Source organism: Mucilaginibacter pocheonensis, from assembly GCF_031456535.1.
GTDB lineage: Bacteria > Bacteroidota > Bacteroidia > Sphingobacteriales > Sphingobacteriaceae > Mucilaginibacter > Mucilaginibacter pocheonensis.
Genome location: NZ_JAVDUU010000003.1, coordinates 1,189,918 through 1,212,354 on the forward strand (window position 1 = coordinate 1,189,918; position 22,437 = coordinate 1,212,354).

Consider the following 22,437-nt stretch of genomic DNA (forward strand, 5'->3'; position numbering starts at 1 on the left):
GCTTTGGCGACTATTTTACATACTCATATTTAATACCAAGCTTTTTGATTTTAGAATTGAGTGTAGTAGAAGGTATATTCAACATTTCTGCGGCACCGCCTTCGCCATAGATCTTTCCCTTGCATAATTTTAAGATCTCCAGGATGTGTTCCCTCTCCATTTCCTCCATCGTCCTTACCCGGTAACCCTCCTGTACCTGAAAAGTACCGGCCGAAGGCAATTTGGCCATCTCTATGTTTTCTATAAAATCACCAGTAGCCATGAGTATGCTTCGCTCGATAAGATGTTCCAGCTCACGGATATTACCAGGCCAGTCATAATCCATTAACGTTAGCATAGCTTCACCGCTGATTCCTGTTACATTTTTATTTGTTTTTTTAATGAAGCGGTCTAAAAAGTAGTTCGCCAGTATTGGTATATCTTCCTTCCGCTGCCTTAGTGAAGGTAATTCTATAGGAAAAACATTAAGTCTATAGTAAAGATCCAGCCTGAAACGCCCCTCGGCAACCTCCTTTTCCAGGTTGCGGTTGGTTGCGGCAATAATACGGACATTGACTTTTTTGGTATAATTGCCGCCAAGCCTTTCAATTTCCTTTTCCTGCAGAACACGCAATAATTTAACCTGGGCTTCCAGTGGCAACTCGCCTATTTCGTCCAAAAATATAGTACCGCCATCCGCTTGTTCAAATTTACCTGTCCTTTTCTCGGTAGCGCCGGTAAAGGCCCCTTTTTCGTGACCAAACAACTCAGATTCTATCAGGTTGATAGGCAACGCGGCACAATTAACAGTTACCAAAAGCTTATTTTTTCTTGGTGATAACTTATGGATTGTTTGTGCAATCCGTTCTTTACCGGTCCCGCTTTCACCCATAATCAACACCGAAGTTTCATCAGGTGCAACAATGTTTATTTTGTTAAATACGGCTTTGAGCAGTGGGCTTTCCCCAATAATACCATTAAAGCTTTGGTGAGTGCTCACTGCGGCAACCGGGGCCGGGGAAACTCTTGCAGTGCGTACCTGTTTTACTTCTGCATCGTTTTTCAACAGAATATCGGAGATTAATTGATTAAAGGCTGGTGCATTCTTCTGCAGCAGGTCCAGTTGCAGCTTGTTATAACTATCCAAACCGGTACTTAAAAAAGTCAGCTTGTAAACGTAGCCGCTTTCCAGACGAATATCATAGCATAAAGCAGACTGGTATTTATAATGGTCACTTAGGGCCTTTAACCATAAGCTGTCCATTTTTAAACGCCGGAACTCAAAGTTATTGTAAAACTGGTTCCCGGTATCCTGGGGCGATGATCTCCATGACCGGTAATTCCTATGTGAAACACCGGTTACATCCAACGCCGCGTTCAGCGACAATACCTGGAAAATGTTCAAAGTATTCTTAATCAGGTAAACCTGCTCGCTCTCTATCGATGCCTCGTTTTTGTTGATATTTAAGCAATTAAAGGGAATGATGCTTTGTAATGCAGTCGCAACCTGTTTAAGCTTCTCATCCTTGCTGTCGGTTTTGGCAGCAATTTGTTCTATCTGTTCCCGGAGGGTTGCTTCTTTCGGCTGATTGAATTTCCGGCTTTGCTGATGCCTGTAAAGCGCAATATCAAGCATCACCACCAGATCTTTTTCCCTGAACGGCTTTACCAGGAAGCCATAAGGTTCAGTGGCCTTTGCCGCTTCCAGTATGGCCTGATTCGTATTGGCAGATATATAAATAAACGGGATACCCATTTCACTTAACTGGTTGGCCAGGTCAATACCTGTCTTTGTGCCCTGCAAAAATATATCCAGCAGTACCCAGTCAGGGTTTTTAGCCTTGATGAGATCTATAGCCTTTGCAACCGATGGTGCAATACCGCAAACTTTATATCCTGCCTTCTGAAGCATGATCCTCAGATCGTTTGCAACTATAAACTCATCTTCAACTATTAAAATATTTTCTTTCATTTTATTTATACCCAACGGTTGATCAGGCAACACATTATATAATCTATTAAAATTCCATGGCCTTAAAGGTAACACAAACCCTTAATCCCTTTTCGTTTTCCAGCAAAAAGTCACCGTCAAGCTGTTGGCTTAACCCCTGCATAAGGCTCATTCCAAGCGACCCGGTATTATACAGATCAAAGCTTTCAGGCAGTCCCGGGCCGTTATCCGATACACATAACAGATACCTGTTATTTCCTACCGGTTCCAGACCGATATCTATCTTCCCTTTTGTGGTGCCTTTAAAAGCATATTTAATAGCGTTGCTGATGGCCTCATTCAATATTAATCCCAATGGAACAGCCTGCGAAACATCCAGCTTAACAGGACTGACCTTAATATTCATAATTACATTTTTGTCCCTGCCAAAACTATCACTTAAGTATTCCACCAGTTCCCGGATATACACAGCCATGTCAATGGTCGACAAATTTTCTGACTGATAAAGTTTCTGATGGATCAGCGACATGGTTTGCATCCGGTGCTGGCTGTTTCTGATTGCATCCAAAGCAACTTCATTCTCGAGGTAGGCCGATTGGGTATTCAGCAAGCTTATAACGATTTGGAGGTTATTTTTAACCCGGTGATGAATTTCTTTAAGCAGCCACTCCTTTTCTTGTAAAAGCTTAAGCAATAACTCATTTTGGTTATTGATCTTGGTTTGTTTTATAGTGAGTAATATATTACTCTTATTTTTAACATTGTAACGACTGTATACCAAACCGGCAAAGATCATCACTATAACCAGGCCCCCAATCACAACATTGCGCAGTACTGTTTCGTTATTGATACGATTTTGCTGCAGCTGTCCTTTTTGTTTAAGCAACAGTATATCCCTATCCTTGTTATCAACATCAAACTGAAACTGCAAAATAGAAAGTTGCTTTTTCAGATCCAGGTCTTTAATAGAGTCGCTCGTAATTTTATATTTTTTATAATGCAGCAGAGCCGAAACTGGTTTACCTAAGGCTGAGTCCGTTCTTGCCCAATTGAACTCGTTTGTGGCAATGGTAGTCAAATTATGCCTCATCCTGGCAAGACTATCATTGTTTTTTAAATAAGGATACGCTTTAGCGAACTGGCTGCTTAAAAAATAATAATTAATGATAGGCTCGTTAACAAAAGGGGCATACCCAAATTCTTTTCCAAAATCCGGATAATAATAAAGCAAGGAATCCACGAACCTTTTAGCTTTCGGCAATTGGCCCATGTCCATATATATTTTTGCAAACAGCGATAAAGCAGTTATTGTAAGCCTGGTGTTGTCTTTTGGTGGATATTTTTTAACAACATCAATCAATGTTGCCAACGATTGCTGAGGTTTATGAATACCCATTAACAATATGATCTGGTTAAACTTAATTTGCTGTATGGCATTGGTCTCCTTATAACGTAACGCCACATCTAATGCCTTTTGATAATAAAGATATGCCTGATCATATTTCTTTAAACCATTATAAGTTATTGCCAGGCGATTATATATGGTACACAACTGCATACTGGTATCCCGTACCTCCCTGGCAGTTTTAACAGCCATGAGTCCATATTTCAGAGAAAGTACATCGTTGCCCGTGCGTGCGTATAAATAACCCAGTAAATCGTACACACCCTGTACTTCTTTAAAATGAATAGCCTGATATACAGCTAACGATTGCTCCAATAGCTTTAACGCTTTAGAGTTATCAGCCTTTAAGTGATAATAATCGCCCAGCGATTTTAGTGCACCAGCTTCCTCCTTTTTAAAGCCACCTCTTTCATATAAGCGGATAGCCCGTTCTGTATATTTTATGCGTTCGGCAAGATCATTATTCTCAATGCCGTAAAAATCACAAAATGCTAAATAAGCGTCGGCAGTTTCTTTTAGCAAACGATGCTGAATGGCAAATTGCAGAGCACTTTGGGTTAGTTCCATGGCTTTAGGTTTATCCCCCTTTTCACGATAAATCCGGCTTTCCAGGATGATACACTCACCTATACCGGCGTTATACATTAGAGACGAACCCAACCCCCTAGCCTGGCGGTTAAATAATAACGCGCTATCCAGGTCGTTTGTAAGTTCGCCGGGTTTGTTTAAATAATATTTCCCCAGCTCAATTAATAAATTGACCCTCGCGGTGTCCGGCTTACTTATGTTCAATTTTTCCCGTATCATTTTTGGCTGTTCCCATTGCGCACCAGCACAGACAGGGACAAAAATCATTGAAATAAATAAACAGATCTTTAACCGCATAATGTGTAAATACCTCGTGATCTTATGTATACCCGCTAAACGAGGCTGCCAGGTAAAAACGCTTTTCAGTTTATAAATCAAGCATTAACACCAACAAGAATACCACCCGGTAATTGACTGTTATTCTTACACTTAAGCCTTAATCAGTTTTAAACAATTGATGATATGTCGTGAAATTACGATAAGGCGTACGATTAATACATTAACGAGTGGTTTATTTAATAATATTAAAGGCCATTTCAATGGCCTTTAATATTATTAGGTTAACTTACCGTAACTGGTGCGTTTTTATCGGTGCTAAAATAACAAATGACCATACCTGCTCCCGGCAGGATAATAACGGTTAAACCGAAACTTTTGGCCAGCAACGCTCCCGCCAGACAGCCTAATAAAAAGCCGCCAATAGTTAAGCTTTGTTTTTTAAGGCTTTGAACGGATATGAGATCCTTAAAAGCCGAGCCGATGGAGTTGCCAAGATCGAGCGAAGCCTGTGTTACATTACCCGTCATCATGGTTGTGGGACCATAGGTTTCTTTAGCGTACAGCTTACCAAATGCATTTTGAAGCCCCATGGCAAATACCACCATCATAACAACCACATAGGTTTCCCAGATAAGCCCGGGAGTATGAATAAAAACTTCCGAAATAACCCCGCTCAATAACAGAATTATCCCTTCGGCAAGCAGTATTTTGTATCTGTTGGCCGATTTTGCAGCTATTAACCCGCCAATGATCACCGATATAATAAACACCGGAAAAGTCAGGAGTTTGATCCAGGCCTGTACGTCAGAACCCTTTATAATCTGGTAGGCAAACACAATAAAGTTACCGGTTACATGGGCAGAGAAGATGGAACCTGCGGATACAAAAGTGACGGTATCGCAGTAACCTGCTACTGCAGATAACATGAGCGTCACAAGCCAGATGCTTCTTTGATTTTCCATAGTGTTATCTTAAATGTGACCGCAGCATCCAGGCCATTTTTTCATGCGTTTCCATCAACCCTGTAACATAATCGCTTGTGCCCAAATCTTTGTGGTCATTTGCAAAAATATTTATATTTTCCCTTAGGTGAATGATCAGGCTTTCATGGTCGTTCAGTAATTCTGTGATAAAGCCGGCACCGTCATTTTTGCTATGCAGTACCTCAGATAAATGGGTCAATCCCAAAAAGCTTTTCAATGTAGCGGGCGCATAATGTCCAAGCGACCTGATACGTTCTGCAACGCTGTCCATGATTTCATCAAGTTGCTGATACTGGCTTTCAAAGAAAAGATGTTTAGAATGAAAGTCGGGACCTTCTACATTCCAGTGTGCGTTCCTGGTTTTGGTGTAAAGCACATACTCATCTGCAAGAATTTTGTTTAATGCGTGGGCTACCTGGCTAAGGTTTTCTTTTGAAATTCCGATTTTTGGTTCCATTGTTATAAATATTTAAATGTTAAAAAAGTGATTGAAAATATAGTTGTCGAGTGATATACTACCCGGTCCGGTTGCCAGCAATAGCAAAAAACAAATGGTATACATAAATGGAACGTCCCTGACTTCGGGCGAGTCGTTTTTATGCACTACAAAATAACCGACCGACGTAATGCCGATAGTTGGCAAAACGGCCATACGGGTAAACACGCCCAATATCACCAGCACCGGTACAACAGTGTCTGAGAGTGTGGCTACCAGGTTGTTTATAAACTGCGGCAAACCAAGCGGATTGGGCACAACTTCGGGTTTGCCATCGCTACCCCTGAATTTTTTCATCCCGTGCACACGAAAAAGTTCTGTGGCCAGCAGTATACGAAAGGCAAACATAGCCCAGTTAGATAAGTCCGATCCTAGGTCTGAATAAAGCAACAGTTTAATAATATCGTACATAGTTTCTATTATTTAAAATGCAAAACATGAACAACCTAAAGCACCCCAAAAGGCAGTATAATCGACAACTGGAATATTGCTCATGCGTGCATCATTATGGCTATGGCCATGTACATTACAACTGCCAACGCATGAATGGACGGCAGTAGCTATCTGTTGCCGCAGCATAGCTTCATCTGATTTGCGCTTTTCGGCCTGGGCCTGTTTAGAATATGCAGGAGCTAAATGATTGCTGCCCGGGAAATAGCCATTGTAAATTTTTGTTGGCGACCAATCCGGCAATATGGGCAAAGACGGCGGATTATGTGGAGCGAAAACGCCTTTAGCGTAAACTACTTTGCCGCCTAATATAGTCATGTCTGCTTCGATAGACTTTATCGCCTCTTCATCAACGGTAAAGTAATCATTGTCAAGTACCGCGAGATCAGCCAGCTGACCGACTTTTATACATCCCTTTTTTTGCTGTTCGTTGCTGAACCAGGCACTGCCCCGCGTGTAAAGTTCAAGCGCTATTGCGCGGCTTAGCCTGCTATTATCATCATATATGGAAGTACCTCCCACGGTTTTACCTGAAGTAAGCCAATACAACGCCAGCCAGGGGTTATAGCTTGATACCCGTGTAGCATCGGTGCCACCTCCTACAGGCACCTCCATATCCAGCATCTTTTTTACCGGCGGAGTTTGTAGTGCCGCTTCTTTGCCATAACGGTCTGCAAAATATTCGCCTTGAAAAGCCATCCTGTCCTGTATGGCAATGCCCCCGCCGAGTGCCTTAACACGCTCGATATTTTTTTCGTGAATAGTTTCAGCATGATCAAAGATCCACGGAAGGCCGTTAAATGGCATATCACGGTTTACCTTTTCAAATACATTTAAAAACCGGGTGATACTTTCGTTGTAGGTAGCATGCAGGCGGAAAGGCCAACGGTTTTCAACCAGCAAACGCACCACACGTTCCAGCTCACCTTCCATTTGTTCGGGCAGTTCGTGGCGTGGCTGTAAAAAGTCCTCAAAATCGGCGGCCGAAAATACCAGCATTTCACCTGCACCGTTATGGCGGTACATGTCATCGCCCTGGTATAGCTTTACGTTTTTTGTCCAGGTTTCAAAATCTTCTTCTTCCTGTTTGGGCCGCTGCGTAAACAGATTATAGGCTATCCTTACAGTTAGTTCGCCCTCATCGTTCAACTCCTGGATCACGCGGTAATCATCCGGAAAATTCTGAAAGCCGCCCCCGGCATCAATTACACTGGTAATACCAAAACGGTTCATTTCGCGCATATAGTGGCGGGTGGAATTAACCTGGTGCTCATATGATAATTTGGGACCTTTAGCCAGGGTGGAATACAGGATTAAGGCATTGGGTGTAGCCAGAATCAGGCCGGTTGGTTCTCCATGCGAGTTTCTTTCAATATGTCCCCCGGGCGGCGGCGGCGTATCTTTAGTATAACCAACGGCTTTCAGTGCTGCCCGGTTCATAAAAGCACGGTCATACAAATGCATGATAAAAACAGGCGTATCCGGTGAAATCGCGTTGATCTCTGCCAACGTAGGCATGCGCCTTTCAGCAAACTGAAACTCAGACCAGCCGCCTATGACCCGTACCCATTGGGGTGACGGCGTACGGTCTACCTGTTCTTTAAGCATCCGTAATGCATCGGCCAACGACGGTACACCATCCCAGCGCAATTCCAGATTATAGTTAAGTCCCCCGCGGATCAGGTGGGTGTGCGAATCGTTAATGCCAGGTATAACCCTTTTCTTTTGAAGATCAATGAGAATCGTGCCTTCACCGGCATATTTTAATACAGGACCATCCTCGCCTACGGCAATGAACTTGCCATCATATATTGCTACGGCTGTTGCCACCGATAGTCTGGCATCAACGGTATGGATCTTACCGTTGAATAACACCATATCTGCTTTCTTCATAACCGCATCTATTATTTTCTGGTTGATAAATAGGCTTTAATGGCATCGCCCGATGGTGTAAAAAATGCCTGCCCGGCTAACAGGGTAACTTTTGTTAATGGCTTGTGGGAAGATACTTTTTTATTTACCAGGTATGTTTCTGTTTCATACGCCTCCAATGCTCCTTTTACCACATTAACCGCAACAGTGCCAGTAGGTGAATCAATACCACCATCTTTGAGATCGCTGGCATGTGAATAGCTGCTTACACCTAAACGTAAGGCTTCACGCATGCCAACCCTGCCGATGTCTGTCATCAGGTCCGGTGTAAAATCCTTACGATTACCCAATCCAATCATTAGTAATTTTTGCGCCGGCATGCTGTCTTTGGGCGGTGTAAGCAACATGGTTTCTAACCGGTGCCCTAAAAACTTTCCGTTTTTGCGCAGATCTGTTATCAGGCCGCTTAAAGCCTCGTCAACATGTAGAAGACCATTGGCAGCGGCAGGAAGCGCCTGTGGACTGGTTAGATCACCTTCTTCGTACTCAAAAATGCAGACGATCTGGAGCGGCGTGGACTGCCCCGAGGGGCTCTGCACTTTGCCTTCTATGGTTATACCGTCTGCCTTCCCTAAAACAGCGGTTGTGCCAACGGCGACCAGCTTCGGTTGTGCGTCTTGGGCCAGCAAGGTTGTACCGGTACTGATTAGTAATAATAATAAGGTTGCAGATAGCCTGATAGTTTGTCCCGGCATTTTAAACCGGGTTAGGATTGATGTTTTCATGATATTATACATTGAATTAGTTTTAAAACTTAAAGGTGAATTGAAGATTATAGAACCAGGAGTTTGCTGTCGGCTGTATCACATCGGCAATAAAAGCCCCTGTTTTAAAATATTGTATACCGCTGCTCAGTGAAAAAAACTTGCTGAAGCGGTAGTCGGCGCTTACGAGGTAGGTGGTGCCAATGTACCTTTGTGTACTACTTGCTCCCGGAAGGTTAAAGTTACCACTTGGCCGGTACAGTCCGTCCTGTGTTGAATAACGCCAGTTGAAGACGACATCGGCCTGGATATCACAATAACCTGTAAGGCTGTATGTTACGTAGGGGTGCAGATCGATCAGGTTGGCCGGCCCTATAAGCGGATTGAACCCGAAGTACCCCCCCTTTGGATAAAGCGGGTTGAAGGTTTGCAGGTTTCCGTCGCCCTTCTTCTTGTCGCCCGAGATATAATCATTCCTGATATTGATACTTGGTTTACCTTTTAAGGTATTGAAAACGTAACCCAGATCGATAGCGGCTGTCCAGGCATTGATATTCCCCGTCCCAAATTTACCGAACTGGTATGCCCCTTCGAGGTTGTAAATAAAGCCGCCTCCGTATTTCCAGTACCTGGCAGCAATGGTATGCCTTGTTTCACGGGCGGTGCCTTCTTCAAACTCTTTATCGTTATTTTTTGTCCCCAGATAATAAAAATCAAAATTGCCGCGTTTCGGAATAATAAGCGTTGAATACCCTCCCCAAAGATTTACCTCATGCGTGGGCTTGTTATCAAATACGCCCGGATAAACATCATCTGCCATCATGGCAAATCCGTCGACGGTAAAATTTTTGGATTTGTACATGACTTTAGCGCCGGTAAAATAAAGACGCAGGTTAGTGCCCTCGCGAACTGAGATCAGCCTGCCGGTACCGTAATTGAGCTCCTGCCTTCCCGCTCTCAGCGAGAAACTTTGATCATCCTTTTGCCAGACCTGTAGCTCGGCGAATAGGTCCTGCACGTTTAGCTTATCCTCGTCAACCGGGGCAGGGCCGTATTTGCTTCCATTTTCGAGGGCGCTGTTAACCTGTGTAAATACCCTCAGGCGGCGACCTAACTGTAAATTGGTATTTAAAGAATAGCGTTGTAACAGACTATAATTGTAGTCCTGGCCTGTTATCCAGTTCTCATCAAACCTGCCGGCGTATTCATAACGGATCTCGCCGCCGAAGGAAAGATAAACGCTGCGGTTTGCCGATAACCCAATGTACTTTATCTTATTATAAATTTCACCGGTAGTATCCGATTTAAAAGCACTGTAATCCTCATCATAACGCATCAGTTTGAATGATTGTGCCATAGTGGCCGGCCGGCAAAACGAGCATAGTACAAATAATAATAAGAGTATTCTCTTCACAGAAAAAAGATGATATAAAAGGTTAGAACAGAAACCGCAGCATTATTTTAGTGTGCCAGCATCCGGTGAGAATACTGAATGCCGATGCCGTATGCACCACCATATTTTTTCATCAGGTCGGTTACGGCTACATAAGTTTCCTGCCGGGCCCAGTCACGCTGGAGTTCCAGCAGGTATTGAATAGATGTTATCGGTTTAACACCCGAATGCACCATGCGCTGCACAGCACGCTCGTGTGCTTCTGTGCTCACATCGCCGCAGGCATCAGTAATGGCATATACCTCGTACCCTTCGCTTAATGCAGATAGAGCCGGGCCTACAATACAAACGCCCGTCCATAAACCAGCCAAAACGATTTTCTTTTTGCCTGTACCAGTGATGGCCTTGTATGCAGCTTCATCCTCCCAGGTATTCATGGATGTACGGTCTATGTAGCCTGAAGTTGCCTGCGGATAGAATTCTTCTATTTCCGGGAACACCGGACCGCTGAACGATTCTTCGGCAACTGTGGTAATGATCGCATTAACATTAAAGATTTTCGAAGCTCCGGAGATGATTGCCGTATTTGTACGTAATTCACTTAAAGCGATGCTTTTTGTGGCGAATGCCATTTGTCCTTCAAAATCGATCAGAACCAATACATGGTTATCGGGAGTTAACAAGTCTGGTGATGGTTTCATAAAATAAATTTTTACGCTTATCATCCACGAACGATGCCAACAGATCAACTACTGATATTAAGACACTTAACGATAATTATTAAATTTATAAATTATGATATTTCGTGAATTAACGATGTAAACCGGCCATGCTGCCAATGCAATAAATGGAAAACAGTTCATGAAGCCAGGTCTAAAAAACACCTAACTGCCCAAAAAAGCAATAAATTGATCATATTTGCTGCGTTGTCATCTTCTTTTCCTTCTTAGTAGTAGTTTTTAATATTACCATAAATAACTGATCATATGCATGACGCATCCGAATCCACCTTTTCAAAAATAAGTTTGCATTCATCAACGGATGTGTCATCACAGCTGTTCACAGGTGATATATTGAGCAATTCTGTTTCGCTGATTAACCTTTTTAATGTTATTTTCACAAGGCTTCACCCCCTTTTCTCTATCGATTGTGGTGCGATACTGGTCTATGACGAACAAATAACTGTTATCAGGGAAGCATACATCTCTACCTGTATAAGCGGTACTTCAGAAATACATACAGAAACGATAAATCAACCATCCGAACTAAGTGCACTGCAAAAAAATATTGCCGAATTTTCCTTCCCGGTCATTAAATCAATTGACGAATGGCAAGAGGAAGAAGGCCAGAATCATTGCCTGGTGAACGGGGAAGCCCATTATAAATATCATTGTTACATCCCGCTTGAAAAAGGCAACAAAATACTTGGTACGCTTGAACTCCATAACAACTCTGGAGAATTCAGTGCAGAATGCCTGACGTTTTGCAGCAGCATTGCCGACTTGCTCTCAGACATTTTTTATTTACCGCATGCGCAACTAATAACGCCGGACAATCAGTACGCAAGCTCCGGTAATAATGACCAGGAACAGATCTCCAAAGGGAGACCGAAATCTGCCGTCAATCCCCACCTGTTATCTAAACTGGCTGAACGGGTTACTCAAATAAACGAGACCAATTCGCTGGATGATTTTTTTAACCATGCGGGAAAACTGTTTCCCCGGGCCTATAAAAAGATAAAAGCCCAGCTCGACGAAATAAATGCCTTTATAAGGCAAAAGGAAGACGAAGCTTTATATATACCTCAGGAGGACACAGCACTTCATAATTATCCTGAAATTATAGGTGCCGGCCCCAAAATGCGCAAGGTTTTTGCACTTATGGATCAGGTAGCCCCCTCAGCATCATCTGTCTTGATCATGGGTGAGACCGGAACCGGTAAGGAACTTATAGCAAAGGCCATACACAAGGCGTCAACGAGAAGAGACAGGGTTATGATCAGCGTAAACTGCGCCGCAATTCCTGCAAACCTGATAGAGAGCGAACTCTTTGGTCACGAAAAGGGAGCATTTACCGGGGCGACAGACCGACGGATTGGGAAATTTGAGCTTGCGGACAACGGTACGCTTTTTTTGGACGAAATTGGTGAACTGCCATTAGATCTTCAGGTAAAATTGCTTAGGGTACTGCAAGAAAAAGAGATCGAACGCGTTGGCGGGAAAGCTACCATAAAAACAGATGTCAGAATCATCTCTGCAACTAACAAGGACTTACTTACCGAAGTTGAACAAGGCCGTTTCAGAAGAGATCTGTATTACCGCCTCAATGTTTTCCCTATTAATTTGCCTCCGCTGCGGGACAGGGTTGAGGATATTCCGTTATTGGCTGCTTATTTTCTTAACAAATACGGAAACAAACTGACTGGCTTTGCTCAAAAAGCGATAAAGCAAATGACCAATTATAGCTGGCCGGGTAACGTGCGGGAAATGGAGCACTTAATTGAACGGCAGATATTGCTGAGTACAAAGCCGGTTATCCGCGAAATCAATATTCCAACTATTTTAAAAACTATTGCAGATAGTGAAGGCGCCCCGCAAAAAATAAAAACCATTGAAGAAAATGAGCGCGACCATATTTTCGCCGTTCTGCAGATATGTAACGGGCGGATCTCCGGCGAGCAGGGTGCTGCTAAACTTTTAGGTGTACCGGCCACAACGCTAAACTCCAAAATAAAAAAGCTCGGCCTGAATAAAAAGCATTTTTAGTCCCTCAAACTTACATCCTGATCGTAAATCAACGGTATAACGTCAGGTTCAAAATCAAAAAATAAAACCAACACACTGATTAACAGAATTTTAACTCATGGTATGTTTATAGGTTATCTGTTGCCAGATAATCGAAAAATGAAGACAAATTCTACAATCAAAATGGCAGCCACTGCAGCAGTGGCCATTTTACTATCAGCAGCTAATCCATCAGTATCCAACGCTCAATCAACCGGCATTAAAAACATTGTCATCGTGCACGGTGCATTTGCAGATGCTTCGGGCTGGGAAGCAGTTTACAAAATACTGGTAAAAGACGGGTACAAAGTTACTTTGGTACAAAACCCTACCAGCTCTTTGGCTGATGACGTTGCCGCAACAAACTTTGCACTCGGACGCCAGGACGGACCTGTAGTTTTAGTTGGCCACTCATGGGGCGGTACAGTTATAACAGAGGCAGGAAACGCCGATAATGTTAAAAGCTTGGTATACGTAGCCGCGTTTATACCCAATGACGGCGAATCAACGCTTGATCTTGTACAAACCGTTAAAGAACAACCTAAAGGTATACTTGCGCCGGACGCAAAAGGCAACGTTTATTTAGGGAAAGCCACTTTCCAGGAAACTTTTGCCAATGGGCAAACCAAAGAAAAATCAGACTTTATGTATGATTCGCAGATCCCGCTTACTGTTAAAGCATTTACAGATAAAGTAACAGCAGCTGCCTGGAAAAACAAACCGGTATACGCGGTAAAACCATCAAATGACGAAACCATCAACATGGGTCTTGAGGATAACATGTACAAACGCGCCAACGCTAAGATAACCAATGTAACCGGCGGGCATACGCTATTTATGACCCAGCCAAAAGCAATTGCAGCAGTTATTGAAGCAGCAGCCAACGGCAAATAATATTATTGCATGCTTTATAAGGCATGCTTAGTTATTAAAGCAATAAACTCATCCCCAAAAAGCTAAATGCTTTTGCATTGAGAAGAGTTATTGTTCTTAAGATAAATGAAAAAAGCCTTTTTGGGGCTTTTTTCATTTATTAAATTATTGCTGTCCTATTTCCTGCAGGATTCCACTTAGTTGGTATGGCCTGGAAAGTAATGGTGTGTGCCCTGCATTCAACTCGTAAACATTTTTGATGTGCGCTGCAGCAATCATTTCTTTCTGGAGATCGTTACCTATTCCGTGATCCTGCAATGTTTCAATATAATACTTGGTAACTTTTCCAAACCGTTCGTCACTAAGCATTACCGGATCGGAGAATGGTGCAGCCGGCTCGGATTTGTAGTTATCAAGGATTAGTTTTTGAATGTCCTCTGCCCCGTCCTGGCAAACTATGTTGATAATATCTTCCTGTTTAATATCAAATTCAGACTGATCATCCGATACCAACAGGGAAGCACCAAGCAGTGATTGTTTATCCAGCAAAGAAATTGCATACGCTGATTGCCCGTTTTGCGGTACGTATGCCGCAACAAATACCAGTTTTTCAATCAGGTCAGGAATTTGTTCCGCAACACCTGAAATAACCACACCAGAAAGGCTGTGACCCACAAGGATTACTTTTTTGCCAATGTTGGTAATAACGTCGCTTACATGTTGTATGTAGGAATCCATGTGTAGGGTTTTGGGATCGGCATTGTCGTTGCCATGTCCAGGAAGCTGAACCGCCCAAACCTGGTTTCCTGCAGCGGTGAGTATTTCTTTAACCATATCCCATGCAAATGGCGCTGCCCAGGCACCGTGAACCAGTACAAATGTTTTATTTTGAGCGGGAATATTCTCTGTGTTTTTTGAAGGTATATTTTCCATGATTTGATTTGCTATGCGTTTGATTTTGTTTTAAGCAGATACTTATGTGTACCGGATAGTACCAGGTCGCCATTTTGATTATGAATGGTAGCGGCGGTTTCCACTATACCCGTATTCCCCTGTGGCGTCAATGAGATGATTTCCAGCGCAGCGTACAATGTGTCGCCTGCATTTACTTCTTTTAAAAACTTGCAGGATAGTTCTGTAAAAGCAATGAATACTTCGCCAATTACATGCGGGAACATGGTGGCACCGGGAGCTGTAAAAGCCAATACCTGGAGCCCATGGATAACAGGGGCTTTATGCCCATGCTTTTTTGCCCACACTTCATCATAATGCACGGGATGGTTATCGCAGGAAACGGTTTGGAATGCAGCCGAATGAGCATTGGTCAATGTGCGGCTTGGGGCCCTGAAAATCTCCCCGATCTGAAGTTCTTCAAAAGTTTTGGCTGGTACGATCAGGAAATCATCAGGATTAAATACTGCTGGTGCATTTGGATTGTTTTTCATGTTGTTGTTTTTTCAGCATCCGTTCCAAAAAAGCAACCACATTTTAAACTATTGAATATCAACAATTTAAATAAAAATCAAGTCTAATAACAATTACGATATAACGTCAATTTATGAAGCGGAAAAAAAGAGCATTGCTTATAAATGCGCCGTATTAAAGTTTAAACACAGGCGATAAGTACCGGGTCAGGCATTTAATAAGGATCGGTATCTATCATCTGACCATCAGCATAGCAGTATGCCCAATATTCACCCGGCTCAGCCGAGATCGCAACCGGATGATGGGTGTGCGCAGCATGTTTGGATGCATGCCTGTTAGGCGAAGAATCACAACATAGTGTAACCCCACAGGTTTGACATTTTCTGAGATGTACCCAGGAGCTTCCTGTCTTTACACATTCTTCACAAAAATATTTATCAGGTGGGATCACTACTAACAATTGCAGATGCTTACAAATATTATTTTCCATTTTATGCGTGTTTTTCAGTTAAATAACGGTGTACAAAAGTAACAGCCATTGCGCCCTCTCCTACAGCAGATGCTACCCGTTTAACAGAGTTGTGGCGTACATCGCCTGCTGCGAAACAACCGGGAACACTTGTTTCCAAAAATGCCGGAGTAAAGGCACTTTTCCACCTGCTTAAGAATGGTGGTTTGTAAAGATCCGTTCCCGTAACCAGGTAACCAGCATCATCCCGAACAATTGCGGTATCTTTTGCCCAATCGGTATTGGGTGTACCGCCAATACATACAAAAACAAGCCTGGTGCTGTAATTGGTAGCCGTTTGTTTAACAGTATCTGTTACTGTAATTTCATTCAGAATAGTTTCACCGCTTAGCGCGGTGATGGTAGCATTGTAAAGCACTTCGATATTATTTGTTTTTAGAATGCGCTTGAGCAAATAATCAGATAATGTTGCTGCCAGATCTTTACCCCTGATTACCATCGTCACCTTCTTAGCATACCCGGAAAAATTAAGCGCAGCTTGCCCGGCCGAATTACCTCCGCCAACAACAAATACATGTTCGTTTGCACATAACACTGCTTCGCTGGAGCCGGCGCCATAGTATATGCCCAAGTCAATAAATTTATCCTCATGGGGCAGTTCGAGCCGGTTATATTGAACACCGGTAGCTGATATATTTGTTTTGGCTATTATTTTACTGCCATCAGTCAAATCAACGTGAAGTTTGCCGTCAATAAATTGCGCCTTTATCCCTTTCCGGATGTGAAGTATCTCCGCCCCAAACTTTACAGCCTGTTGCCGGGCCCGCTCGGCGAGGTCGGCACCGGCGATGCCACCGGGAAAACCGAGGTAATTTTCGATCCGTGAGCTGGTACCAGCCTGGCCGCCAATGGCCTCGCGCTCTACCAAAACTGTTCTTAAACCTTCGGAAGCAGCATAAACCGCTGCACTTAAACCAGCAGGTCCGGCTCCGAATATAGAAACATCGTATTCCTTTTGTTTTGGCTTACTGATCCAGCCGAGGTTAAAGGCAATATCTTCAATAGTTGGATCGAATAACAGTTTACCGCCGGGTAATTCAACAATCGGTAGATTGCAATCAGCCGGTACGTTTAATGAAAAGTTAGAGCGTAAAGTGTCCACATCCGAAACCGGCACCCATTCAAAAGTTACCACGCTCCTGTTTAGGAAATCCCTGATCACATAGGCATCTCTTGATTCCTGTTTGCCATAAACCTTAACTTTTTCCAATATCGCCCTGTTAGCTTCCATAGGTATAAGTATTCAGACTAAAATGCTCTTTTATATTGAAAAGGTACAGTTGCGGTACCGCCAAGTTCTTTTGCGGCATGCAGAGGAAAATACGGATCTCTTAAAAATTCACGGGCCATAACTGCCAAATCGGCTTTGCCCGAAGCAATGATATCATTAGCTTGCTGTGCTTCGGTAATTGCTCCCACAGCACCCGTAAGGATTCCCGTTTCGGATTTGATCTTTTCGGCAAAGGGTACCTGGTATGATGGAAATACCCTTGATTTATCAAGAAATACAAAACCACCGGCCGAGGCAGTGATCAGATCAACCCCGATCTGTTTCAGAATATTTGCTAATATGATACTATCTTCAATTTTCCAGGCCTTATCATCTTCAAGGTAATCTACCGCTGAGATCCGTACCATAAGGGGCATGGCTTCAGGAATAATGCTACGTATCTCTTCTGCCGTTTCTACCAACAGCCGGATCCGGTTCTCAAAGCTGCCGCCGTATTGATCTTTGCGATGATTGATGATATTGGAATAAAACTGGTGAAAAAGATAACCATGACCGGCATGAAGCTCAATGGCGTCAAAACCAGCTGAAACCGCCCTGCGTGCTGCAGCGAAAAAGTCTTTTTTAATTTTTCCAATATCGCGTAAGGTAAGCTCCAGGGGCAGGCTCATATTATTAAAAGGCGCCACGGCCGACGAACTTTTGGTTACCCAGCCACCATTTTCGGGTGTTAAATATTGCAAGCCATCATTAGGGTGCGATCTGCTGGCCTTGCTGCCGAAATGTGCTATCTGCGCTGCTGTTTTTGCGTCCTGTTCATGAATAAATTTATTGATCGTTCTCCAGCCTGGAATATGTCCGTCATTCCAAAGACCGGCATCGTAATGGGTGCTCCGTCCCTCTTTGTTCACTGCCAGGCTTTCGGTGATAATAAGGCCTGCACCGCCGACTGCTCTGCTCCCCAAATGCACCATGTGCCAATGCCCAACTTTACCGTTTACGGCGCTGAACTGCTGCATTGGCGATACAACTATCCTGTTTTTTAACTCTATGCCCCTGATTCGAAGGGGGCTAAAAAGATTTGTCGCTGACATGATGATTGAAATTAATATAAACGTTCCATATAAACCCGGCTTTGCTGAATTATTTTTGATAGTTTTCGATAGTGTCGATGTCCCGTTTCTCAGCATGATCAGGGTTTTCGTTAACATCCCTTAACGCCCGCCTTTGCCTCAGCATATCCCAGTACTGGTCAAGTTCCAGTTTTATTTGATGTAGCTTTTTCACATCCTGTTCCGAAAGGTTTTCTTTCCTCCAGAGCTCTTCTTCGCCAGTTGTTAAATTTTTGATGTGATTAAGTACGTGGTTATCTTCCATGATTATAGTGATTTAGTTTTTTTATTACGATATCCGATATGCCGCTGGTTCCGCAACCTCCGCCGGGTTTTCCGGTTAGGTGGCAATTATCAGCGAGAGTTCCACTCGCAGGACGTTTGGCTGAAAAAAAGCTTCCTCCTTCGAAAGGTTGTTTTTTAACTCGTCGTAAGATTTTATGCCCTTATACAGGAATTTGTTGGCAGTGGAAATGCTCATAACGCCGTTGTGCAAAAAAAGAACCACTATTAACAAATTGAATATAAACTACTTAGATTTATTAAAACAAAAACGCACCAACGACATTTCGTGAATTTACTAAAGTGTACCCGACCGGTTAATAGTTTCATCCGGGTATTTCTTCCGACGGGCTTATTGTGTTCTTAAACTTCGACTAAGTAAAATGTATATCCAGTTAAATTCTAGGTTCGATGCACAAAGTGATACACCAGCCTATTTTCAATTTAAAGCGGGTAAGAAATAGCGAACAGGATTTATTCTACAATCCATTCCCATGCAACCGAGTACATTCTGAAAACACCCGTTACACCTTTCCAGTGGCGGTTTGCATCTGCAGTGGTTTTGGTTTTTCTCCGCAGAATCGCTGATAGACAACACAATCGGTGTACTCCAGGATAACTGCAATACCGGTACCGTTACCTGCACTTCGCATTCTGCCAGATGAATCAAAAGGAATAAGATGGGGTAACCTAATAAAATGGTACTTATATTTGCATATTATATCAGTATTTATCTATGAAATTATTTGTCAGTGGTTTTCCCCTGGACATGACAGAAATGGACATCGTCAAATTGTTTAATGTACATGCAACCGTAGGCACCATCAAGATTGTCCGGGATAAAAAGACTAAACGATGCAAAGGCTATGCTTTTCTCGAAATGACCGATCAGGCCGGGGCGGACCGAGTGATTGAAGCGCTTGACGGGAGTCCACTTGGCGACCGGTTGCTTACCGTCAGGCAAACTGCAGAAAAGGTTCCGGTGACTGAGCTTCCCTACAGGGCTGATCGTGATGGCAGGCGTCAAAGTTACATTGGAGTTACTGAGCCAACACCTGCCCGCAGGAATAAACGGCCACGAAAAACATTTTAAAACGACAGCTTTTCATTACTATATAAAACATTTCACCTTTAAAAAAACAGGCGGAGGGTACCTCCTGTCCTACTGCTTTGCCTGTATAGACCAAGGACTAATAAGATGGTGAATGAATATGCCGCCAGGGTCATGAGCGCCGTTCAACAAAAATGACATTGCTTTAAGATCCGAATAGCGTCTTGCGGTATTACATACAGCCTTTCCCTAAACCTTATATATCCCAGCCCACCTTCTACATAAGTCAACTGACTTTACTATGCTTGTGAAAGAGAATAAATTTCTCACACTTTTCATGCATCACAAATATCGAATCGTCACACAATTCTATCTCTTTAAAAGACGTTATCGTACTCGATTTTTTAACCTTTTGAGCTCCGGAACCTAATTAAAATAGTTATCAACCCGCTTTTAAATCAAAGATAAAAGTATGACCTGCCCCACAATGCAGGGGCAGATGCATTCAAATCAAAACAACAATAAAACATCAATCACTCTCAGTCCTCCCCCGGCACTTTCTTTATTATTACTTAAGCCGGATCTCACTCAAACTGCAGCCCTGCGGCACCATCCGGAAAACGTTATTTTCTTTGGTAACCATCACTTCGAGCAAAAACGGGCCGCTGCTGTTCATCATTTCACTTAAAAGTTTTCACATCGTTCATCTATGCAAAATTAACAGATAAGTACCGTTTTTTAGGTATGCCTGTTTATTTGTCAGAAATGAAGGGATTCTTACAGTTGCGAATAAATTAATATTCAATAGAAACAAAGTCGTTTATATCTAATACCCGTGAGTGATGATGCGCGTATATCACTTTATACTTGGTAGCGTTTTTATTCACCTGGAGGCATCCAAAACCGCACAAAAGTCCAAGTTTTCTTGTATTGAGCGCTGTTAATTTCCCCACTCGAAACTGAGTGATTTAATAAGTCAAGGCAACTGGGTTGAATTCGAGTTTTTTATAACCCATTCAAAATCTTTCGACCCCCAAAATCTAATATCATCGATGTTATAATGAATATTGCCTTGTTTACTTTCGCTGGATAGCTGATAAAACAATAATTATAGAGAGCATTTTTAATTTCATGGAGATTATAAAAATACTTTAAATTAAAATTACTAAATTCAAAAATCTTAATTTTGCCTTGAGTATCTTTTAAACAGAAAAAATAATTCGAATTATAATAATACCTCTCTTTATTTTCTTTTTTCAACAATTTGTCAGTACTGTTTTTATTAATTATAAATGTAATTAATCTGTTTTGATCCTGATTATAAATTATGGTATCAACCATTATTTGGGTATTTTGATCATATTCTTTAGGAGCATCAAAAGGTTCGGTTTTGTCATTTATCATTTTTTGGATAATTTGATAAATTTGCTCTTTATCTTTTAAGTAGACCTTTTTATCAACTTCTACTCTATTTTTAAATTCCTCTGGCGTTATTCTATAATTTTTGTCACCACATGAAAAGACAATAAACACTGATATCCCAATTATCATAATCATTTGAATTATTTTCATTAGTATACTATATATTGTAAAACCAAGCTTCGTTAACAAGTATATATTTCCTTTTTTTCAAATCGTTAATATTATTAAAGAATGTTAATATTGAGTGATCGGTCTTTGCTGCGTCTTCAGTATAGGAGTTCCCGTCTTTTAAAACTCTGTCAATTAAAATATCTCATCACGATTTTGGGCGAGCCGCTTATAGAGGTAAGCAGGGTATTGCTTTTAATTGCAGTTCCTAATTGCGCAGCCTGGTAAACGGTAAACTTAGCATTTAGGTTGCTGACTCCAATGCCGACATTCCCGGTATACTGAAAACAGTGTTAGGATTCGCGTGTGTCCACTGAGCATATGAAAACTAGCGGGTAGCAAGAAATACGATAAGGGGTAAGGTTAGTTTTATCATGTGTTAAATATAGGATCTGTTTAACAGGATTAGAATTTCTTTAGGCTTTTATTTGTGGTTAACGCTTCGATCTTCACTGTTGTTTCTTTATACAGCAAGTTGGATAATTACGATCTACTTTTTTCATACTTATCCAGCAGGCCATAAGGTCAATTCCCATCCCGATGTTTCTAATCTTACCTTAAAACTTAAATCGGGCTAAATTTATTTACTCCAGATGAAATACGCAAGATAGTTGTCGAATAGGCCTTACTCATATTGAAACAACATCGTTCTACTGATTTTGGCAAAACAATATATAGTGTCAGAACGGATAATCTTAGCCTAACAAGTGACGGAGAATTTTTTATTGCCAGGTTATAGGTTTCTTGAGGTTAATTTAGAATATATTCATTTGCCTGGTTTGGCTATTTTTGATGCTTCCAGAACCTACCCTTTCCGTCTGCAATCCACTCTAAAGCCTCAGTAATTCGCTTTTGCCTGGTTTCTTCGGTTTTTGCATCGGTAAGCCAGATAACGTATTCTTTGCGAAATGAATTTGATTTACTTTCAAAAACTTCTTTTGCTCGTGGATTGCCTTCTAAAGCTGTTTGGAAATAATCTGGTGTTTTCAGAATTTTAGGCTTCTCAGCTTCAGGTCTTACCCGTTTTATTTTAATATCCCGCTCATTCAATTCCACTGCTTCCCGGATCAGTGCATTGAATTCCGCGTCCGGAGGCAAATCGTTAAGCTGGTTAATCTTTCCAAGAAACCTTTTAATGGGTTTAACATCTTTATTGGCCTTAAAACGCGAATCGCCCATCAGTTCGCCCTTCATGAAAGTAAAAGAGCAATGCGCTTTGTACGCTGCCATCACAAACATGTGGTCACCCTTATAGTCAAAATGAGGTATTCCCCATTTTATAGCTTCTTCTACATCCGGGCAATTTTGGTGAATAAGCTGACGGCAATGTTCAAGGATGGGTTTCGCAAACCCTTCTGCTTTGTTAATATAATTATCAACCGCTGGATTATAACTCATAGCTAT

Annotated in this window: 21 protein-coding genes; 4 read left to right on the top strand and 17 right to left on the bottom strand. The window is 42.2% G+C overall.

What is annotated here, in order from left to right; translation table 11 throughout:
• Positions 1-10: 10 nt before the first annotated feature.
• The 9 genes from J2W55_RS18200 to J2W55_RS18240 all read right to left on the bottom strand — a co-directional run bounded on the left by J2W55_RS18200 (position 11) and on the right by J2W55_RS18240 (position 10,861).
• Positions 11-1,951 (bottom strand): sigma 54-interacting transcriptional regulator, encoded by a 1,941-nt coding sequence (locus J2W55_RS18200; RefSeq protein WP_310098873.1) that lies wholly within the window; start codon positions 1,949-1,951, stop codon positions 11-13.
• A 46-nt stretch (positions 1,952-1,997) separates the two neighbouring features.
• Positions 1,998-4,142 carry a tetratricopeptide repeat-containing sensor histidine kinase gene (locus J2W55_RS18205; RefSeq protein WP_310098875.1) on the bottom strand — a complete coding sequence of 715 codons (2,145 nt, stop codon included), beginning with the start codon at positions 4,140-4,142 and terminating at the stop codon, positions 1,998-2,000.
• 341 nt (positions 4,143-4,483) lie between these two features.
• On the bottom strand, positions 4,484-5,164 hold the full coding sequence (locus J2W55_RS18210; protein WP_310098878.1) for a YoaK family protein: 681 nt from the start codon (positions 5,162-5,164) through the stop codon (positions 4,484-4,486).
• A gap of 4 nt (positions 5,165-5,168) precedes the next feature.
• The gene (locus J2W55_RS18215; protein WP_310098881.1) at positions 5,169-5,642 is read right to left on the bottom strand and encodes a Dps family protein; all 474 of its coding nucleotides are present in this window, start codon (positions 5,640-5,642) and stop codon (positions 5,169-5,171) included.
• A 12-nt stretch (positions 5,643-5,654) separates the two neighbouring features.
• The gene (locus tag J2W55_RS18220) at positions 5,655-6,092 is read right to left on the bottom strand and encodes a DoxX family protein (RefSeq protein ID WP_310098884.1); all 438 of its coding nucleotides are present in this window, start codon (positions 6,090-6,092) and stop codon (positions 5,655-5,657) included.
• 12 nt (positions 6,093-6,104) lie between these two features.
• Positions 6,105-8,024 (bottom strand): amidohydrolase, encoded by a 1,920-nt coding sequence (locus tag J2W55_RS18225; protein WP_310098887.1) that lies wholly within the window; start codon positions 8,022-8,024, stop codon positions 6,105-6,107.
• Positions 8,025-8,035: 11 nt separating this feature from the next.
• Entirely contained in the window at positions 8,036-8,788 is a 753-nt protein-coding gene (locus J2W55_RS18230) for a M17 family peptidase N-terminal domain-containing protein (RefSeq protein WP_310098890.1), read from the bottom strand.
• Between the two features lie 22 nt (positions 8,789-8,810).
• Complete coding sequence (locus tag J2W55_RS18235) at positions 8,811-10,124, bottom strand: alginate export family protein (RefSeq protein WP_310098893.1); 1,314 nt, start codon at positions 10,122-10,124, stop codon at positions 8,811-8,813.
• A 104-nt stretch (positions 10,125-10,228) separates the two neighbouring features.
• Positions 10,229-10,861: a hydrolase gene (locus tag J2W55_RS18240; protein WP_310098897.1), complete on the bottom strand. Its 633-nt coding sequence runs from the start codon at positions 10,859-10,861 to the stop codon at positions 10,229-10,231.
• A 285-nt stretch (positions 10,862-11,146) separates the two neighbouring features.
• Here J2W55_RS18240 and J2W55_RS18245 point away from each other — a divergent pair, with 285 nt between their 5' ends.
• Both J2W55_RS18245 and J2W55_RS18250 read left to right on the top strand, forming a co-directional pair.
• Complete coding sequence (locus tag J2W55_RS18245) at positions 11,147-12,925, top strand: sigma 54-interacting transcriptional regulator (protein WP_310098900.1); 1,779 nt, start codon at positions 11,147-11,149, stop codon at positions 12,923-12,925.
• 162 nt (positions 12,926-13,087) lie between these two features.
• A complete protein-coding gene (locus tag J2W55_RS18250) occupies positions 13,088-13,837 on the top strand; it encodes an alpha/beta hydrolase (RefSeq protein WP_310098903.1) in 750 nt (249 codons plus the stop codon).
• A gap of 144 nt (positions 13,838-13,981) precedes the next feature.
• Here the strand turns inward: J2W55_RS18250 and J2W55_RS18255 are convergent, their stop codons facing one another.
• The 6 genes from J2W55_RS18255 to J2W55_RS18280 all read right to left on the bottom strand — a co-directional run bounded on the left by J2W55_RS18255 (position 13,982) and on the right by J2W55_RS18280 (position 18,375).
• Positions 13,982-14,749 carry an alpha/beta fold hydrolase gene (locus J2W55_RS18255; RefSeq protein WP_310098906.1) on the bottom strand — a complete coding sequence of 256 codons (768 nt, stop codon included), beginning with the start codon at positions 14,747-14,749 and terminating at the stop codon, positions 13,982-13,984.
• A gap of 11 nt (positions 14,750-14,760) precedes the next feature.
• Positions 14,761-15,261 (bottom strand): MaoC family dehydratase, encoded by a 501-nt coding sequence (locus J2W55_RS18260; RefSeq protein ID WP_310098909.1) that lies wholly within the window; start codon positions 15,259-15,261, stop codon positions 14,761-14,763.
• Positions 15,262-15,455: 194 nt separating this feature from the next.
• Positions 15,456-15,731, bottom strand: coding sequence for a UBP-type zinc finger domain-containing protein (locus J2W55_RS18265; protein WP_310098912.1), 276 nt, complete (start codon positions 15,729-15,731; stop codon positions 15,456-15,458).
• A 1-nt stretch (position 15,732) separates the two neighbouring features.
• On the bottom strand, positions 15,733-17,001 hold the full coding sequence (locus tag J2W55_RS18270) for an NAD(P)/FAD-dependent oxidoreductase (protein WP_310098915.1): 1,269 nt from the start codon (positions 16,999-17,001) through the stop codon (positions 15,733-15,735).
• Positions 17,002-17,018: 17 nt separating this feature from the next.
• Positions 17,019-18,092 (bottom strand): NADH:flavin oxidoreductase/NADH oxidase, encoded by a 1,074-nt coding sequence (locus J2W55_RS18275; protein ID WP_310098918.1) that lies wholly within the window; start codon positions 18,090-18,092, stop codon positions 17,019-17,021.
• Positions 18,093-18,141: 49 nt separating this feature from the next.
• Complete coding sequence (locus J2W55_RS18280) at positions 18,142-18,375, bottom strand: DUF2630 family protein (RefSeq protein ID WP_310098921.1); 234 nt, start codon at positions 18,373-18,375, stop codon at positions 18,142-18,144.
• Positions 18,376-19,128: 753 nt separating this feature from the next.
• Between J2W55_RS18280 and J2W55_RS18285 the strand changes: the two genes are divergently transcribed.
• Together J2W55_RS18285 and J2W55_RS18290 are read left to right on the top strand one after the other, a co-directional pair.
• Positions 19,129-19,485 carry an RNA recognition motif domain-containing protein gene (locus tag J2W55_RS18285; protein WP_310098923.1) on the top strand — a complete coding sequence of 119 codons (357 nt, stop codon included), beginning with the start codon at positions 19,129-19,131 and terminating at the stop codon, positions 19,483-19,485.
• A gap of 430 nt (positions 19,486-19,915) precedes the next feature.
• Entirely contained in the window at positions 19,916-20,131 is a 216-nt protein-coding gene (locus J2W55_RS18290) for a hypothetical protein (protein ID WP_310099092.1), read from the top strand.
• A 317-nt stretch (positions 20,132-20,448) separates the two neighbouring features.
• Here the strand turns inward: J2W55_RS18290 and J2W55_RS18295 are convergent, their stop codons facing one another.
• Both J2W55_RS18295 and J2W55_RS18300 read right to left on the bottom strand, forming a co-directional pair.
• Complete coding sequence (locus J2W55_RS18295) at positions 20,449-21,015, bottom strand: hypothetical protein (RefSeq protein WP_310098925.1); 567 nt, start codon at positions 21,013-21,015, stop codon at positions 20,449-20,451.
• Between the two features lie 801 nt (positions 21,016-21,816).
• Positions 21,817-22,431 carry a YdeI/OmpD-associated family protein gene (locus J2W55_RS18300; RefSeq protein ID WP_310098928.1) on the bottom strand — a complete coding sequence of 205 codons (615 nt, stop codon included), beginning with the start codon at positions 22,429-22,431 and terminating at the stop codon, positions 21,817-21,819.
• Between the last annotated feature and the right edge of the window lie 6 nt (positions 22,432-22,437).